Below are 17,242 nucleotides of genomic sequence, written 5' to 3'. Positions count from 1 at the left end.
GGAAAGAGAAGAGGTAACAGATGATAGGTTTTAGGTAGCAGATAATACACGACAAGTGGTAAAGCTTAGTACTCATAAACTCTCCAACACTCTTACGCTCCAACTCGTAAACTCTTCGTATCTTTGTGGTCAATATTTCAATTTTAAAACATTAAAATTTTTAAATAAAGCATGAGAACATACGCAGGAATTCCCGAGGAAAACGCAACGTTAGAGAATTCGAAAGTAATGTTGGTAACCGTTCCTTACGATGGAACTTCAACATGGGGTAAAGGAGCTGATAAAGGCCCGGAATTATTCTTAAACGCTTCTGAAAACATGGAGCTTTATGATATTGAAACTCAAACAGAACCTTATCTACAGGGAGTTTACTTAGCTGGCGAAGTTTCTGAAAATTCTACTCCTGAAGCAATGACAGAAGCCGTTTATCAGAAAACAAAAGAACTTTTGAACAATGATGGTAAATTATTCACTCTTTTTGGTGGAGAACATTCTGTTTCTATCGGTTCTATCCGTGCAGTAGGAGAGAAATTTGAAAACCTTACCGTTCTTCAGTTTGATGCTCACACAGATTTACGTCCTGATTTCCACGGTTCTACTTCCAACCATGCGTGTGCAGTTTTTGAAGCTAATCAGAAGCATAACTTAGTACAGGTGGGAATCCGTTCTATGGATGTTGAAGAAGTTGAATACTTACCTGAAGGAAGAGTATTCTTTGCTCATGAAATCGCAAACAATGAAAACTGGATCAATGATGTATTGGAGAAAGTATCAGGAAATGTGTATATCACGATTGATTTAGATGCTTTTGATCCTTCTATTGCTCCTTCTACAGGAACGCCTGAGCCAGGTGGATTACAATGGTATCCAACGTTGGAATTATTAAGAAAAGTATTTGAAAAATGTAACGTAGTAGCATTTGATATTGTAGAATTAATGGATTCTCCAATGGCGAAGCCAACAGCTTTCTTATCTGCTAAGCTATATTACAAAATGCTAGCTTATTACGATATTTATAACAACAACTAATATTCCGCAAGAATCGGATTTTTTCTGCCGTATATTCTTTGGAAATTTGTGAGGTAAAATAATAGTACAATGTCCACACAAAGTCAGATAGATTATAACAGAATTGCTAAGGCGATAGAGTATATCCAGAGCAATTTCAGGCTTCAGCCAAGTTTGGAGGAAGTGGCAGAGAATATTCACTTGAGTCCAGCCCATTTTCAGAAAATCTTTACAGATTGGGCAGGAACAAGTCCGAAAAAGTTTTTACAGTTCATCAGCCTTGAACATGCTAAAAATTTATTAAAGGAAGAAAAAGCAAGTTTGTTTGATACTGCATACGAGACAGGATTTTCAAGCACTAGCAGGCTTCATGACCTTTTTGTAAAGATTGAAGGAATGTCTCCGGCAGAATATAAAAACGGCGGAAAAAGCCTCAATATTCATTACAGTTTTTCCGAAAGTCCTTTCGGGAATCTGTTAGTAGCTTCTACAGAAAAAGGAATCTGCTATATGGCTTTTGAAGACGATAAAGAAAAAGCATTCGGGGAACTGAAACAAAAGTTCCCTAATGCTTCTTTTATTGAGCAGCAAGACACGCTGCAAAAGAACGCCTTGTCCATATTCGATAAAGACTGGACAAAACTCAATACCATAAAATTACATTTAAAAGGAACCGATTTTCAATTGAAAGTATGGGAAAGCCTATTGACTATTCCGATGGGAAAACTGTCTACCTATGGCAGCCTGGCCGAAAAAATTGGAAATCCTAAAGCATCCAGAGCAGTCGGAACAGCTATTGGAAGTAATCCTGTGGCATTTCTTATTCCATGTCACCGTGTGATTCAGTCTACCGGACATTTGGGTGGCTACAGATGGGGAAGTGAAAGAAAACAGCTCATTGTGGGCTGGGAAGGGTCACATATTTACTCGTAATCTATTTTTACCGCAAAAGGCACAAAAGATTTTATAACAGATGATTTTAAAAATTATCTGCTAAAATTAAGTTTTGGCTTAAGCCAATGGATTATTGAAGCACTTTATTAAACAGGCTTCCTTCGTCTAAGCTCAGGATAATTATCCGTTTCTATTGATGTAAAAATTCGTGTTATTTGTGAAAAATATTGGTGTAATTTGTGTTTAAATATAAAAGCATTTAATTAAAAAACTATGATGAGTCTCTTCGAAGAAATATCCGATTATCCTCTCAATATCCTTCCACATGACGGAACCGTTCATTACTACGGAAAAGTTTTCTCCAAAGAAAAATCTGATTTTTATTATGATTATCTGCTCAACCAGATTCCTTGGGAGAATGATGAAGCAATAATCTTTGGGAAACTGATTTTAACCAAAAGAAAAGTAGCCTGGTTTGGAGAAAAAGCTTTTGAATATACCTATTCGAAAAGAACAAAGTATGCCAAATTCTGGACGCCTGAATTATTGGAACTGAAGAAGAAATGTGAAGAAGTCTCAGGGGAAACCTATAATTCTTGTCTATTGAATCTATATCACGATGGAAGCGAAGGAATGGCTTACCACAGTGATGGTGAAACAGATCTGAAGAAACACGGAGCTATTGCTTCTCTAACCTTTGGAGCGGAAAGAAAGTTTTTATTCAAACATAAAACAACCAAAGAAAAGGCAGAAGTATTCCTGGAAAACGGGAGCTTATTGATTATGAAAGGAACCACCCAGGACAACTGGCTCCATAGACTTCCTCCCACTACAAAAGTGAAAACTCCCAGAGTAAACCTTACCTTCAGAACCATTGAGGAATAAAGAAATCTAGAATATTAGGCCATTTATATAGTCTTTATTCCAATCATCTGTGAAAATCTGTGGGATCAGTGTGAGATGAATTTTCTTTAACCTAATCATCTCCATCAATAGAAGTGGGCTTTAGCCCACTTGAACAAAAGAACAAAATCATCTGGCTTTAGCCAAAACTTAAATAAAATAAACTTCAAGCTCTCAAAAACAAAAAGCTGTTCAAACGAACAGCTTTTTCAATTTATTTTAAAACTTCAGCTTCGATTGAGCTGTCATCATATACTTTAATAAATGCTTTGGTGTAATCCTCTTTGTTGGCAAAATTCGGATTATCCATAAACTTCTGTGGGTTGATCGCGAAAAGCGGGAACCACGTACTGCTGATCTGAATCTGGATTTTATGTCCTTTTTTGAAAGTATGAACCACATCCTGAAGTCTGAAATTAACAGCTGTTTTCTGGTTAGGAATCAAAGCTTCTCCTTTTTCTCTCGTATTTCTGAATCTTGCAGGCATGATCTCACTTCTTACCATCTGGTGGTAATTTCCATAGATAACACCATCTTTCTTTTCTGCAGGTTTGAAATCTTCAGGGTAAACGTCAATTAATTTTACGGCAAAATCGGCATCTGTAGAAGTGGAAGCAATATTCAGTTTGGCCATGATCTCTCCGGCAAACGTGATGTCATCAGTCAGTACATCTGTAGTGAAGGTTAACACATCAGGTCTTCCTACTGCAAATCTCTGGTCTTCCGACATATAGTTTTTGGGAGTAAAACCGTTGAAATCTTTTAAATGATCTGAGCTTAAAACAGGATTGTTAGGATCACTGTAATATTCAGAATAGCCTTGTCCTGATGATTTTTTTAAGGTTTTATCAGCCAGATAGAAATTCACTTTCTGAGCATTTTTAGGCGGATAAGATGCAAATTCTTTCCACTCTTTAGCCCCGGTGTCATACATCAAAGCTTCAGGAAGCCCTGCATCTTCTTTCGTGTTGCCTTTCAGATAATGGTTGAAGAATCTTGTTTCAATATTTTTCTGATAATACGTTGCAATGCTGTCACCAAAATAGGTTTCACTGTGGAAATGCTTTCCTTGTTCCTGAGACCAGCCGCCATGAGAGAATGGTCCCATTACAATGGTGTTTTTAGCCTTAGGACTTGTTTTTTCAATGGTTTTATAAATATTTAAAGGTCCTGAAAGATCTTCTGCATCAAACCATCCGCCAACAGTCATTACTGCATGATTGATATTCTTCAAATATGGAAGAAGACCTCTTTTATGCCAGAATTCATCATAGTTTGGATGATTCATAATTTCCGTCATGAAGAAATTATTCTTGTAATATTTTTCATATCCATCTTTCAGAGTGCCCATATCTCTGTAGAATTTCAAACCGTCTTCAGAAGTCTGCTTAATGAAAGAATCCATATACCACGCCTGTTTTTCAGGCTGTGTTTTCTGAACCCCGAAAACAGGAAATGTTCTGAAATAACCCAGCATGAATCTTCCGTTGTGAAGGAAATCATCATTCCAGAAATCAGAAATCGGTGCCTGAGGTGAAGATGCTACCAAAGCAGGGTGCTGTGACAACGTTCCTACTGCAGTATAGAATCCAGGGTAAGATGTACCGAACTGACCTGCTTTACCATTATTGTCCTTGATATTTTTCAAAAGCCATTCGATGGTATCATAGGTATCTGTACTTTCATCAACATCTTTTTTGGTTTTACGCTCTACCTGCGGAGTCATATTGGTAAATGTACCTTCACTCATATATCTTCCGCGCACATCCTGATACACGAAAATATACTTGTCTTTCATAAGATAGATGTTGGGACCTACCTTTGTTTTATATTCATTCTCTCCGTAAGGGGCGATGCTGTAACAGGTTCTCTGCATCAGGAACGGATATTTGTTTTTGTTGGATATATCTTTCGGGATATACACTGCTGTAAAAAGCTTCACTCCATCACGCATGGGAATATAAAATTCTTTCTTGGTGAAATTGTCTTTAACGAAAGTATCTTTCTGTTCCGTCTTCTGAGCCTTTCCAAGAATGAAAAAAAGGACACATAATATTGAAATATGGATTTTCATAAAAAAAAATTTACCGCTAATTTAAAAATAAAAACAGGTTTATGGATAAATCTTGTTTAAAAGGTTAGTGTTATTAGTATTTATTGGATGAGCATGATAATATTTTATGGGGAACCAACCCGTCAAAAATTCTTCGAATTTTCGCCACCCCTCCGAAGGAGGGGAATTTTTCGTCTTCAGTTGTAATGGCGTTCAGGATTGAAACACAGTTTATTCATAAAAATAGCCGGAAAGATCCGGCCATTATCAAAAATATATATATAAAAGTGTGGTGTTGCTTTATTGCGCTTTTTTGCCTGCAAATTTATTCAGTTTCATGCTGATGGAAAACATGATGTATCTTTTCAGGATCAGATCTTCACGGTCTTCAAAATAAGAATCTGTGATGGTTCTTCTTACGCTTTGATTTTGGTTTAATACATCATAGATTTTCACTTTTGCCGTAAACTGTTTTTTATAGAATGAATATCCAAGGCTGGTATTCCAGAAATAAAAATCCTTTTTAAAGCCCGGAGCAATATTGGAGTTGGTATTATACTCAAAATCATTTCCAAATACAAACCTGCCTTTAAACAGATAATTGGTGAGTTCAAGTTTTAATGACTGATTGGCTGTATTAACATTGGTTACACTATAATTGGTGTAATTGGAGAAGCTGTATCCAAGTCTGTAAGAAGGCCTGATAGTCATTTTATCCTTGATTTCATACGTCAGGTTAATACCCGGATTAAGAGTATATGAATTGCTGGTAAATGCCTGCCCATCAATAAAACCATTGTTGTAAGCATAATTCATGTTGAATCTCGGGCTGATGGTCAGTTTATTGTTTTTCCATTTCAGAACTTTGCTTAATCCTGCTCCGGTGTTGATGCTTTTATTTCCACTTACGTTATCGTAAGTGACGATTTGCTTTCCTGCATTATCATATTTTGTAAAATTGATGATATCATTGTTTCTGTAAGTAAAGCCAACATTGATGTAATAGCTGAGATCTTTTACTTTATTATAATTGCTGAAATACACAGAAAGGTTGTTTGACCATGTATTTTTCAAATCAGGATTTCCCTGATACGTGGCCAAAGGATTAGATTCATCCTTATACGGTGTAAGTTGTTCAGCAGTAGGGATAGTGAAGTTGGCGTAGTTGTAAATACTCAGGTTTTTTCCTTCACTAAGCTGATAGTAAAGATTTACATTATATTCTGGCAGGGCAAAGTTTTTCTGCAGATCATACTGCTGCCCATTAAAGATAGAATTTACTTTCATATCCGAAATATCAAGCTTTACAGAAGCCCAGAAATTCAACTTATTTTTGTTGATCTGATAGGTAAGTTCAGGCGAAATCTGATTGATTCTCTGCCTCATATTGTTGGATAAAAGCTGGTTGTATTTGGTATAATCACCTGTCGTATTATCAAAATCATTTACATTCCTTAGATCTCTGGCAGATCTTGTTTCATATTTTACTTCAAAACTGACGCTGGATGAATCGGAAATAGGTTCCGTATATCCGGCATTGAAATTAAACGTATTATTTTGATTTTTATTTTTAGCTAGCTGATCCCTGTTGTCAAAAGTAGTACCGCTTTCCTGATAGAAGGTGTTCTGGGACTGGTTCAGATTATCTCTTTTAGATTCTGAAATTGAGCTTGTTATATTAGCTGAAACTGAACGTCCTTTTTTCTTAAATTTTCTTGAAAAATATAGGTAGGGATTAAATGAATTGCTTTCCGAATCATTGCTTGAGTAAGAATTACTTTCATTCAGAAGGCTGCCATTTCTTAAAGAAGAAGATTTAGAGTTATTAAAGCTAAAGCTGCTGCTTTTAGAGAATCTTGGAGAAAGATAAATGCTTGTCATAGAATCCAGCTTTATTTTGACCGAAGTATCAACATTGTATTGTTTGGATTCATTTTCTCCATTGCTTTCAGAATTGGTCTGAAGCGTATAATCCGGTAGAAGGGTAGATCTTGAAACTTTGGATCTGGATTCTGTATTAGAATCGGTATGCATCAGACTGAAAGAGTCCAGGTCAGCATCTTTTCCCAGCTTATCACTATAGTTTAAACCAATTGTTGTAGACCTTTGGATTCCCTTTGTTCCGCCTCCCTGGCTGTAGTACGTCACATTCCCAACCGTTGAGACAGATCCTCCCTGCATCATCCAGGCATTTCGGCCGTTCCCCATGCTGTCAAAAACCTCATCCCGTGAGAACCCCTGTGAATTGATATTATTGGAAGAAGCCAAAAGACTAATTTTTGTATCCCTTTTAAAATAACTGGCTAATCCGCTTGTTTCATATCGTTTGTCTGAACCGTAGCCTACCGTAAGCCTTGTCAGTAATCCTTTATTTTTCTTTTCATCAATATTAAAGTTGATGGTCGTATTTTGGGATTTCGCTGCTTTTCCACTGAGCTCTTCCTCCTTTGTTTTGGTGGTGGTGAACTGAATATTCTTGATGATATCCGCTGGTAAATTCTGAAGGGCTATTTTTCCGTCTTTGTCAAAGAAAGGTTTTCCGTTGATCATAATCTGATCCACTTCTTTTCCGTTGACCGTAATTTTTCCATCATTATTGATCTCTACCCCAGGGATCTGCTTCAGAAGTTCCTCAATTTTACTGTCGGGACGTACTTTTATTGAAGCTGCGTTGAATTCAATAGTATCTTTTTTAATTTTTACTGGAGATGCTTTGATTTTTACCTCATCAATATTGTTGACGATATTCTGTTTCTCAAGCTGAATATCTCCTAACGATAAAGATTGATCAATTTTCTCAAATTTTTTAGAATAGGAAGATAATTTATCAGCATCAATTTTCAGGATGGAAGGTTCTTTCATATCATCAATCTTCAGTGAGAATTTCCCTTCCTTATTGGTTGCTGTATAATTGATAATGGATGAATCTTTTTGTTTCAAAAGATAAACGGTAGCATTTTCTATTGCTTTCTTTTCAGGACCCGATATTTTTCCGTCGATGTGTAATTTTTGTGCATGCAGTATAATGGCAGAGAATATCAAAGCCAATAGCAACATAGTTTTCTTCATTAGTTTTTTTTTCAGAGCCGTAAAAATATAAAAACATCCCAAGGTTGGGATGTTTCTATGCTTTTTTTGTGAAAATTTATTATTATTTAATAAAAATTATGCTCTTAAATATCTTGAGTAAGCATATCCTTCCTGACCGTCATCAGTTTTCACTTTCCACCAGTCATCAGAAGTTTGTTCAATTAAAGTTACAGAAGAACCTTTTGCAGCTTTACCTACAACAGCAGCTTCAGTAGAAGGCTCCTGTCTGATATTCAGGTTAGAATCTTCAGTAGCAACCGTTAAAGAAGCACCTGAAGTAAGACCTGCAACCTGTACATCGATATTGATATCTGAAGCAGAATAAGTAGAATCAATAGCTCCTAAAGCATTCCATACAGCATCTTTAGCCGCAGTATTGGAAGCACTTCCGGTAACATAAAGAATACCGTCCTGCTCCTGAACCTGAAGATTAGAGATTCCTGCAGACTGAGCCGCTGAAACTACGCTTGAATATTTATCTTGTAATTCGCTCATCTTAAATTATTTTACGATTAGGTTGTTGTTATACTTTCCGATTTTCAAAGCATCTACAGATTCTTTGATTTTTCTAGCCTGTAAACCAGAAACATTACCTGTAAGAGTAAGCTGTCCGTTTACAACTTCTACTTTTACAGAAGGGAAATCCTTCACCGCATCCTGAACTTTTTTCTGAACAGCAGGATCTACAGCAGAAGCCGTTTCAACAGGTGCTGCAGTTGGAGCAGCCGCTATTGTAGACATATCCATTACGTCTTTTACTCCGCTGATCGCTTTTAATTTTGCAATCATCGCATCTTTCGACTGCTGATCTGCAAAAGTTCCGCTTAAGTGAGCTACACCTTCTTTTACTTCTACGGAAGCATTGGGATTAGAGGTTACTACGGTTGTAGCCTGAGTCTGAAGATCGGCGTCAGAAACTTTCTTTTTACAAGAAATAGCACCGAAAGATACAGCTACAGCTAATGCAGCCATTGCAATAGTTTTTTTCATTTTGTATATTTATTTTAATGTTGTTATACACTCAAATGTAATAATAAAATTTGTACCAAAAGAATAAAAATTCAATAAATGTTTTTATTTTTTTTTACAAGATTTTCTAAATCAAGGTTTTAATTTTTAAATATTAAAAACTTAATACCCATAATGTGAAATTTATCAACATTTTTAAAATATACTACCAATTCTAAAACTATTATATTTGCGCAAATTGAAACTTATATATGAAAGGACAGAATAAACTTTTTATAGCAATTATCATTGCCCTGGTTGTGGGTGTAGGGATTGGAGGTGTTGTGCATGTGAGTTATCCGGAAAGTGCAGAACCTTTTTCCAAAAACATAAAACTGTTAGGGACAGTCTTTATCAGATTGGTACAGATGATTATTGCGCCTTTGGTTTTTACAACTTTGGTAGTAGGGATTGCCAAAATGAGTGATATTAAGATGATTGGAAGGGTAGGAACAAAAGCAATGCTTTGGTTTATTTCTGCTTCTCTGGTTTCTCTTTTTATCGGGTTAATCCTTGTGAACTGGCTTGAGCCGGGACATGTTACCAAATTACCGATTCAGGATGTTTCCTCTGCTGATGAGCTTCTTAAGAACAGTAAAAGCTTTTCTATGGAAGATTTCGTAAAGCATATGATTCCTAAAAGTTTATTTGAAGCCTTTGCGACGAATGAAGTATTGCAGATTGTTGTATTTGCCGTAATGTTTGGAGTTGCACTTGCTAATTTGGGCGAGGAATATGCAAAACCAGTAGTCAAGTTATTTGATATTATTGCTCATGCCATTCTTAAAATGGTAGGGTATATCATGTGGTTTGCACCACTTGGGGTACTGGGTGCTATTGCAGCAGTAGTGGCAACCAATGGTTTTGAAATCTTTAAAGTATATGCTATTTACTTAAGAGACTTCTTCTTTGCCATAGGTGTTCTTTGGCTGGTTCTTTTATTAGTAGGGTATTTCATTTTAGGAAACCGTCTTTTTGATTTATTAAAAAGAATTAAAGAGCCCTTACTGATTGCTTTCTCTACAACGAGTTCAGAAGCTGTATTCCCGAAACTGGTGGAAGAGCTTGAAAAATTCGGTTGTAACAGCAGAGTAGTATCTTTTATTTTACCTTTAGGATACTCGTTTAACCTGGATGGAAGTATGATGTATATGACATTTGCCTCAATCTTTATTGCACAGATCTACGGTATTGAAATGACTATCGGCCAGCAGATTACCATGCTTTTGGTATTAATGCTTACTTCAAAAGGAATTGCAGGGGTTCCGAGAGCTTCGCTTGTAATTATCGTAGCAACGTGTTCAATGTTCGGTATTCCTCCGGAAGGAATTGCTTTAATTTTACCAATTGACCATTTCTGCGATATGGGTAGAAGTATGACTAACGTACTTGGAAACACACTGGCAACTACAGCCGTATCAAAATGGGAGGGGCAGCTGACTGAACCCATAGACAAAATTTAAATATCAATGAGTTTACATAACTTAGAAAATCATAAAAGCCATATTGAAGAATATGGCTTTGCTGTTATCAATAAGGTTTTTTCGCAGGAAGAACTTGAAGATATCAACCTTGCTCTGCAAAATATAGATACCTCAAAAGAGAATTTCAGAAAGTCTGAAGATCTTTTTGCCATAAGACAATTTTTAAAAGAAGTTCCGGAAATCAAAGATCTGGTGTTTAATGACAATATTAGAAAAGTGATAAAGGAGATCTTCGGAGAGAAATATTTTGTGGTGAAAAGCATTTATTTTGATAAGCCTGAAACTTCCAATTGGTATGTAGCTTATCACCAGGATCTGACTATTTCTGTGGATAAAAAACTGGAGCTTGCTAATTTTGGTCCATGGACCACCAAACAAAATCAGTTTGCAGTACAGCCTCCACTGAATATTTTGGAAAATATCTATACCATCAGAATCCATCTGGATGATACTGATGAAAATAACGGAGCGCTGAAAGTAGTTCCCAAATCCCATGCAAAAGGCATTTACAGACCAGAAACAATAGACTGGACTATAGAAACAGAAGAAATTTGCAACGTAGAAAAAGGCGGAATTATGATCATGAAACCTTTAACGCTTCATGGTTCCAACCGAACCACCAACGGAAAGAAAAGAAGAGTAATCCACATAGAATTTTCTGATATAGAACTTCCGGAAGTCCTTCAATGGTCCGAAAGAATGAACTGATAAAAAACGGGCCCTTCGAATTTTCGAAGATGCGTTTTTTATTGTTGGAAGCTGGATGCTGGAGGAAGGAAGTTTTGAAAAGTCTAAAGATTAATCTATGTTTATTTTATTAGCTTTTCTTCAAGTCAACTTCAAGAACTAATCCGGCAAAAAAGAACCTCCATCTTCCTTCTCCCATCTTCCTTATTTCACAGCAATCTCATCAATAAAGATATAAGCGTCACCGCCTGCTCCCTGGTGCCATTCTGGTAGTTTTCCGAAGAAGTAAGCCTTTACTTTGATGTATCGGGCTTCGGTGGGAAGAATCTCTGTAGAAAAATCTTTGATCTGTACTTTCTCATCTTTAGGATCAATATCATTGTCAACGGTTTTCAGAAGGATAAAATCTTTTCCGTTCATAGAAGCGTAATATTCTACTTTTTTAGGCATGAGAATCCATGCTCTGCTGTCCTGAAGATAGGTAGAAGATAATGACTTAATATGTTGAGGTGATTTGAAATCAATAATGGCTTCAAAATTTTGTCCTTGATAACCCTGCCATTCGCCTTTTCTCCAGTTTACATCCCCTCTGATTCCGTCAATAAGAGCCAGTTTTCCGGTAGCACTGTATTGCGGAGTCACTTTTGACAGAATATTGATGTCCCAATAATTAGGTCTTCTGTTGAAATTAGCGGTGGTTACAGAACTTTTTTCTCCGTTTCTTTCAGCGTAAGCCATTATCTGAGTCGTTTTGATGATAGAGAACGGAGCTTTATAAGTAGAGAAAGTCTTTCTTTTATTGCTGTCGCTGTCATCCATTGTCATGTAATATACTTTATCATTTGGATTCAGTGGAGTGATCTCAACTTTGGTAGAAAAATCAAAGATTCTGTCTGCTGAAATTACAGGGGAAGCCGTTTGTTCTGCATATTTAAAATCTTTAACAGGTTTTACATTTTCGAAGCCTAGTTTTTTAAGTTCTGCTCTACCGGTATTTTTGGTAATGGTTCTTGTAGTTCCGTTTTCAAGATGAATTTTAATTTCATCAAAATAAGGCGTTGTTGTTTCCCATTCCGGTAATCCCGGAGTTACAGAATAAATTCCCATGGAGCTTAAAACATACCATGCGCTCATCTGGCCACAGTCTTCATTTCCGATTAGCCCGTCAGGCGTATTTTTATAGAAGTTATCAAGGATGTATTTGATTTTGGCATCTGTTTTTTCTGGCTTATCTACAAAATTGTACAGGTAAGCAATGTGATGACTTGGCTCATTTCCTTGTGCATACTGTCCCATCAATCCTGTGATATCCACTTGTTCCCTTCCTGTTGTTTTATCAGGAGCGGTAAAAATAGCATCAATGAACTGTTCAAATTTTTCTTTTCCGCCATGCGCTGCAATAAGCCCCGGAATATCCTGTTGTACAGAATAAGAATAATGCCATGAATTTCCTTCTGTATAATTGTTGTTAACTTCTCTTGGGTCAAAAGGTTCATACCAGTTTCCGTTTTTTCTTGGCTGCATAAAACCTGTTTTAGGATTGTAAAGATTTTTCCAGTTCTGAGAACGTTTCATGAAATACTGATAATCTTCTTTTTTGCCTAAAATTTTTGCCATTTGAGCAATACACCAGTCGTCATAGGCATATTCTACTGTTTTGGAAACACTTTCATGTTCGTCATCGATACTGATGTAATTATTCTGTTTATAAGCATTCAATCCGAAAATATACTGCATTGCCGAACCCTTAGCAGCCTGAAATGCCTTTTCATAATCAAATCCCTGAATGCCTTTAGCCATAGCATCCGCAATTACTGAAACGGAGTGGTAGCCAATCATACATTCTGTTTCATTGGAAGCCAGTTCCCATACCGGAAGTTTCCCTCCCTGTTCATATTGTTTGATGAAAGTATTGATAAAATCTCCGGTTCTTTTTCTGTCGATTAAAGTCATTAGCGGATGTGCACCTCTGAAAGTATCCCAAAGTGAGAAAACCGTATAATAATCAAAACCATTGGCATTATACAGTTTGTTATCTCTGCCTCTGTATTTTCCATCCACATCCATATTGATGTTCGGCTGGGTGAAAACATGGTAAAGAGCGGTATAAAAAACGGCTAATTTATTTTTATCATCAGATTTTACTTCAATTTTTGAAAGCTCTTTATCCCAATCGGTTTGTGCCTGTTTTCTTACGGTTTCAAAATCTTTTGCTTGCCCTTCTGCCAGCATATTTTTTCCAGCTCCTTCATATCCGGTAGGAGAAATAGAGACTTTTATATTGATCTTTTCTCCTTTTTTAACATTGGCTGAAAATGCCAGCGCAAGTTTCGTTCCGGTTAAAAGATGGGTTTCCTGTTTTCCGTTAACCTCTTTTTTTGAAATTTTCATAGGTTTTGAAAACTCAATTCTTGAGTAGATATATTGGTTGGTGGCCCACGCTTCACTTCGTCTGAATACCTCAATGGTTTTATCATCAATAATCTTCAATTCACCTTCCAGAAGCTTATCCCTATGGTTGAGGTCTAAGATGATATTGGCATTCCCTGCATTGTTGAAGGTGTATTCATGATAACCAACTCTTTTGGTGGTTGTCAGACGTACGTCAATATTATTCTTATCTAATTTGACTGCATAAAATCCGGCTGTTGCTTTTTCATTTTTATGAGAAAATTTTGACGAATAATCCTTACTGTTCAAACTTGGATTTCCCATGGTAGGCATCAGCATGATATCTCCATAATCCGAAACTCCTGTACCGTTCAGGTGGGTATGTGAAAAACCATAGATCACAGAATCCGAATAATGATATCCGCTGCATCCGTCCCAGCTTCCGTCAATTCTTGTGTCGGGGGAAAGCTGTACCATTCCGAAAGGAACGATAGCCCCGGGAAAAGTGTGTCCATGGCCTCCGGTCCCTATAAATGGATTAACATATTGGGAATAATTCTGTGCGGAAATAATCTGAGTAATAAATATAGAAAATGCAATAAGCCTTTTTTTCATGTTCTGATTTTATAAAAGCGAAGATATTGAAAAACAGTAAGACAGATGTAATAAAAGACGATTGCAGTTTGTCTTATTAAAAACGATATAATTCATGAAGAAGATATTAATTGCTGTGATCATGCTGTTGCCGGTAGTTGCATTTGCCCAAAGTATAACAGGGAAGATCACCCAAACCGGAAATGCTGTTCCTTATGTTGAGGTGGTTGCCGTAAAAGATCAGAAAAAGCAGACCGCCATTTCAGATGAAAAAGGAAATTATTCCCTGAAACTTTCAGAAAATGGAAACTATACCATTAAGCTTATACAGGATGGCTTAGAAATATCCAGTAAAGATATTATCATCAACGGAGAGGTGAAGCAGGATTTTTCTGTTGAAAAAAGAAAAGAAAAACAGATCGAAGGTGTTACGTTAACTGCCAGAAAAAAGCTGATTGAAAGAAAAGCAGACAGGCTGGTCTTCAATGTTTCCAATTCTGTGGCTTCTCAGGGAATGGATGGAGCAGATGCGCTTGCAACAACTCCTTTGGTAAAAGTAGATGATAACACCGGAGTTTCTATTGTAGGGAAAAGTGGAGTAGCAGTAATGATTAACGATAGAATTCTGAATTTATCAGATGCAGAGCTGGTTACTTACCTGAAAAGTCTCAGATCTGAAAATATTGAAAAAATTGAAGTTATTACTTCTCCTCCTGCCAAGTACGAAGCACAGGGAAACAGCGGATTGATCAATATTGTTTTAAAGAAAAATCAGAATCTTGCGTGGAGCGGAAGCTTAACTTCCAGTCTTCAGCAGCAGACGTATACCGGAAATTCCAACAGTGTAACGGTCAATTATCAGAATGAAAAGCTACGTACTTCACTAAAACTAAGACAGAATAAAAATGAAAAACATTCTTACGAAAACTATTGGATAGAAGGAGCCGACGGTCTTAAAAGTAATGATAACAGAAGGGATTTTGGAGACGGGCTGGGTGCCAATCTGAGTCTGGATTATCAGTTGGGTAAGAAATCTAATGTCGGGTTTATTTATGATGTCGGATTTGGTCACTCCAATATGGATATCACGAATACTTCAAACTATTTCCAGAATGGAAATTACACGAATACACTTCTTACTGATGCAGAACATAGAGCTACAAGCAGACAACATACTGCGAGTGCTTATTATGACCTGAAATTCGGGAAGCAGGACAACAAATTAAGCATTACAGGGAATTATTTTTCCAATACTCCGGACACTACTATTGATTTTACTACCACAGAAAATTCCGGTGATAGGTTTGTTGTAAAATCACCTTCTATGGTAGATTATAAAATTTATTCCGGACAGGCGGATCTTATGTTGCCTTATCAGTTTGCAAAGACAGAAACAGGAGTAAAGTTCACCAATTTTGATAATAACTCCAGCATATTTTATCAGAACTTAACGAACGGAGAATATATTACAGATCCTGTGAAAAGCAATGAATTTGAGTATAACGAAAAAAATTACGCGGCTTATATCAGTTTTGAAAAATCATTTAATGAGAAATGGTCGGCAAAGGCAGGTTTACGTTATGAATATTCTGTGGTGAACGGAAATTCTTTGACTTCCGGACAGCAGACCGAGAATTCATACGGGAAGTTTTTTCCTACAGCCTACGTTACTTATAAAATTAACGAAAATCATACTTTCAATCTGAATTATTCCAAAAGAATCAACAGACCAGGATTCCGTGCTATCAATCCGTATCGCTGGTACATCAACATCAATTCTTATTTTACCGGAAATCCTTTCCTGAAGCCGTCTATCAATCATAATTTTGAGCTTTCTTATGTTTATAAAGGAAAATTGTCGGCCTCAGCGTATTTTCAGAGAACAGTAGATGCATTTGGTCAGCTGGCTAATCTAAAAGGAGAAAACAGGGTGAGCACTTTTGAAAATTATTACAACCAGAATAGTATGGGAGTTTCTCTTAATTATTCGGATACTTTTTTCAAAAAATGGGAAGCCAATTACTCAGCTAATTATTCTTATATGAATACCAATGTTTTTGCTACCGATGCTCTTTCCAGAAAAGGAAACAGCTATGATTTCGATTTTCAGAATAATATATCACTCAACCAGAGTAAAACAGTACAGTTGATTTTGAACTACTGGTTCCGTCTGCCTTCCAATTCCGGAAATTCCTATATGAAGTTTGCCGGAAATCTTACCTCAGGTCTGAAGCTGAATCTTATGGAAAAGAGCCTTCAGCTAAACCTATTTGTTTCCGATATTTTGAAGCAGGGTAAAAGTCAGGGTGAAATCTATTATACCACAGGAACGCATTCTTATAATAATTATTACGATGCCCGAAGACTTACCGTATCTGCAACCTATACTTTCGGAAACAAAAAAGTAAAAGGAATGGATCGTAATGTAAAGTTTGAGGAAAAAAACAGAGCTAATTAAAATTAAACCTCTCCCTCAAAGAAATCATTGAGATATTTCTCTTTGTCTTTTTCTTCCCGTCCGGAGCCCAGATATTTTTTCCAGGATTGGGATTCATGATATACAATGCCCATTTCCCATACACAATAAGTCGGGAGGTGGGTTTTGTTTCTGTCCCATATTTCAAACTTGCCAGAACCATCATAATAGACACTTTCCCACAACTCATTGTCACTTCGCCAGGTGCAGACTAATAGAAGGTAGTTTTCCCCACATCGATGCATAATGACAAATCCGAGGTCATCAATATTCTGGAAGTTTTCCTCTGCATTTTCAATACATATTTGAGCCTTAAGAATATCCTGTGAAGAGATTTCTGCAGGATCTGAAGCTAAATCATACCATTTGAATTTTGTTTTTCCAACGGTGAAAAATCCTTTAGGTAATGCATATTTTGAAGGGTAGGTATTGGTTGTCATAATCGTTGTTTGTGATGATAAAAGTGTTAATAAATCTAATTATTTTATTTTAAATATATGATCATAAATATTTTTATTCATCAATAAAATACCACAAAAGTGTTATTTGAACCGAATTTCAAATTTCGTAAATTTGATAATAAACTAATAATTTCCTGTTCTGCATATTAAAGAAACTTTTTAATATAAAAAGCAGGGAAAACGAAGACAAACT

Annotated in this window: 12 protein-coding genes; 6 read left to right on the top strand and 6 right to left on the bottom strand. The window is 36.4% G+C overall.

The features are described 5' to 3' along the window. The first annotated feature begins 171 nt into the window (after nucleotides 1-171). The 3 genes from speB to CQ046_RS03760 all read left to right on the top strand — a co-directional run bounded on the left by speB (nucleotide 172) and on the right by CQ046_RS03760 (nucleotide 2,787). A complete protein-coding gene (speB, locus tag CQ046_RS03770; RefSeq protein WP_105700992.1) occupies nucleotides 172-1,029 on the top strand; it encodes an agmatinase in 858 nt (285 codons plus the stop codon). Nucleotides 1,030-1,098: 69 nt separating this feature from the next. Beyond that, nucleotides 1,099-1,941 (top strand): bifunctional helix-turn-helix domain-containing protein/methylated-DNA--[protein]-cysteine S-methyltransferase, encoded by an 843-nt coding sequence (locus CQ046_RS03765; protein WP_105700991.1) that lies wholly within the window; start codon nucleotides 1,099-1,101, stop codon nucleotides 1,939-1,941. Between the two features lie 237 nt (nucleotides 1,942-2,178). After that, complete coding sequence (locus CQ046_RS03760; RefSeq protein ID WP_105700990.1) at nucleotides 2,179-2,787, top strand: alpha-ketoglutarate-dependent dioxygenase AlkB family protein; 609 nt, start codon at nucleotides 2,179-2,181, stop codon at nucleotides 2,785-2,787. 232 nt (nucleotides 2,788-3,019) lie between these two features. Here CQ046_RS03760 and CQ046_RS03755 read toward each other — a convergent pair whose 3' ends face one another. From CQ046_RS03755 to CQ046_RS03740, 4 genes are all read right to left on the bottom strand, one after another. Then, nucleotides 3,020-4,879: a CocE/NonD family hydrolase gene (locus tag CQ046_RS03755; protein WP_105700989.1), complete on the bottom strand. Its 1,860-nt coding sequence runs from the start codon at nucleotides 4,877-4,879 to the stop codon at nucleotides 3,020-3,022. A gap of 279 nt (nucleotides 4,880-5,158) precedes the next feature. Then, the gene (locus tag CQ046_RS03750) at nucleotides 5,159-7,927 is read right to left on the bottom strand and encodes an outer membrane beta-barrel protein (RefSeq protein ID WP_105701131.1); all 2,769 of its coding nucleotides are present in this window, start codon (nucleotides 7,925-7,927) and stop codon (nucleotides 5,159-5,161) included. 96 nt (nucleotides 7,928-8,023) lie between these two features. After that, nucleotides 8,024-8,443: an SH3 domain-containing protein gene (locus CQ046_RS03745; RefSeq protein ID WP_105700988.1), complete on the bottom strand. Its 420-nt coding sequence runs from the start codon at nucleotides 8,441-8,443 to the stop codon at nucleotides 8,024-8,026. A gap of 6 nt (nucleotides 8,444-8,449) precedes the next feature. Beyond that, nucleotides 8,450-8,938, bottom strand: a complete 489-nt coding sequence (locus CQ046_RS03740) for a BON domain-containing protein (RefSeq protein ID WP_105700987.1) — start codon at nucleotides 8,936-8,938, stop codon at nucleotides 8,450-8,452. 230 nt (nucleotides 8,939-9,168) lie between these two features. Here CQ046_RS03740 and CQ046_RS03735 point away from each other — a divergent pair, with 230 nt between their 5' ends. Beyond that, a complete protein-coding gene (locus tag CQ046_RS03735; RefSeq protein ID WP_105700986.1) occupies nucleotides 9,169-10,419 on the top strand; it encodes a dicarboxylate/amino acid:cation symporter in 1,251 nt (416 codons plus the stop codon). A gap of 6 nt (nucleotides 10,420-10,425) precedes the next feature. After that, nucleotides 10,426-11,148: a phytanoyl-CoA dioxygenase family protein gene (locus tag CQ046_RS03730; protein ID WP_105700985.1), complete on the top strand. Its 723-nt coding sequence runs from the start codon at nucleotides 10,426-10,428 to the stop codon at nucleotides 11,146-11,148. 183 nt (nucleotides 11,149-11,331) lie between these two features. On the opposite strand, the gene CQ046_RS03725 is transcribed toward CQ046_RS03730, so the two are convergent. Continuing rightward, entirely contained in the window at nucleotides 11,332-14,133 is a 2,802-nt protein-coding gene (locus CQ046_RS03725; RefSeq protein WP_105700984.1) for a GH92 family glycosyl hydrolase, read from the bottom strand. A gap of 94 nt (nucleotides 14,134-14,227) precedes the next feature. Here CQ046_RS03725 and CQ046_RS03720 point away from each other — a divergent pair, with 94 nt between their 5' ends. Next, nucleotides 14,228-16,570: an outer membrane beta-barrel family protein gene (locus CQ046_RS03720; RefSeq protein WP_105700983.1), complete on the top strand. Its 2,343-nt coding sequence runs from the start codon at nucleotides 14,228-14,230 to the stop codon at nucleotides 16,568-16,570. Between the two features lie 2 nt (nucleotides 16,571-16,572). Here the strand turns inward: CQ046_RS03720 and CQ046_RS03715 are convergent, their stop codons facing one another. Beyond that, nucleotides 16,573-17,028 (bottom strand): hypothetical protein, encoded by a 456-nt coding sequence (locus tag CQ046_RS03715; protein WP_105700982.1) that lies wholly within the window; start codon nucleotides 17,026-17,028, stop codon nucleotides 16,573-16,575. Between the last annotated feature and the right edge of the window lie 214 nt (nucleotides 17,029-17,242).

Origin of the sequence: Chryseobacterium sp. MYb7, assembly GCF_002979455.1 — a bacterium.
GTDB lineage: Bacteria > Bacteroidota > Bacteroidia > Flavobacteriales > Weeksellaceae > Chryseobacterium.
Note: the sequence above shows the minus strand (reverse complement) of the source record. Positions and strands in the feature narration are given on the sequence as shown.

Bases quoted from the DNA above. Each gene is read 5' to 3' on its own strand.
- speB (WP_105700992.1), top strand. From the start codon at position 172: ATGAGAACATACGCAGGAATTCCCGAGGAAAACGCAACGTTAGAGAAT.
- CQ046_RS03725 (WP_105700984.1), bottom strand. From the start codon at position 14,133: ATGAAAAAAAGGCTTATTGCATTTTCTATATTTATTACTCAGATTATT.
- CQ046_RS03745 (WP_105700988.1), bottom strand. From the start codon at position 8,443: ATGAGCGAATTACAAGATAAATATTCAAGCGTAGTTTCAGCGGCTCAG.
- CQ046_RS03720 (WP_105700983.1), top strand. From the start codon at position 14,228: ATGAAGAAGATATTAATTGCTGTGATCATGCTGTTGCCGGTAGTTGCA.
- CQ046_RS03750 (WP_105701131.1), bottom strand. From the start codon at position 7,927: ATGAAGAAAACTATGTTGCTATTGGCTTTGATATTCTCTGCCATTATA.
- CQ046_RS03735 (WP_105700986.1), top strand. From the start codon at position 9,169: ATGAAAGGACAGAATAAACTTTTTATAGCAATTATCATTGCCCTGGTT.
- CQ046_RS03740 (WP_105700987.1), bottom strand. From the start codon at position 8,938: ATGAAAAAAACTATTGCAATGGCTGCATTAGCTGTAGCTGTATCTTTC.
- CQ046_RS03715 (WP_105700982.1), bottom strand. From the start codon at position 17,028: ATGACAACCAATACCTACCCTTCAAAATATGCATTACCTAAAGGATTT.
- CQ046_RS03755 (WP_105700989.1), bottom strand. From the start codon at position 4,879: ATGAAAATCCATATTTCAATATTATGTGTCCTTTTTTTCATTCTTGGA.
- CQ046_RS03730 (WP_105700985.1), top strand. From the start codon at position 10,426: ATGAGTTTACATAACTTAGAAAATCATAAAAGCCATATTGAAGAATAT.
- CQ046_RS03760 (WP_105700990.1), top strand. From the start codon at position 2,179: ATGAGTCTCTTCGAAGAAATATCCGATTATCCTCTCAATATCCTTCCA.
- CQ046_RS03765 (WP_105700991.1), top strand. From the start codon at position 1,099: ATGTCCACACAAAGTCAGATAGATTATAACAGAATTGCTAAGGCGATA.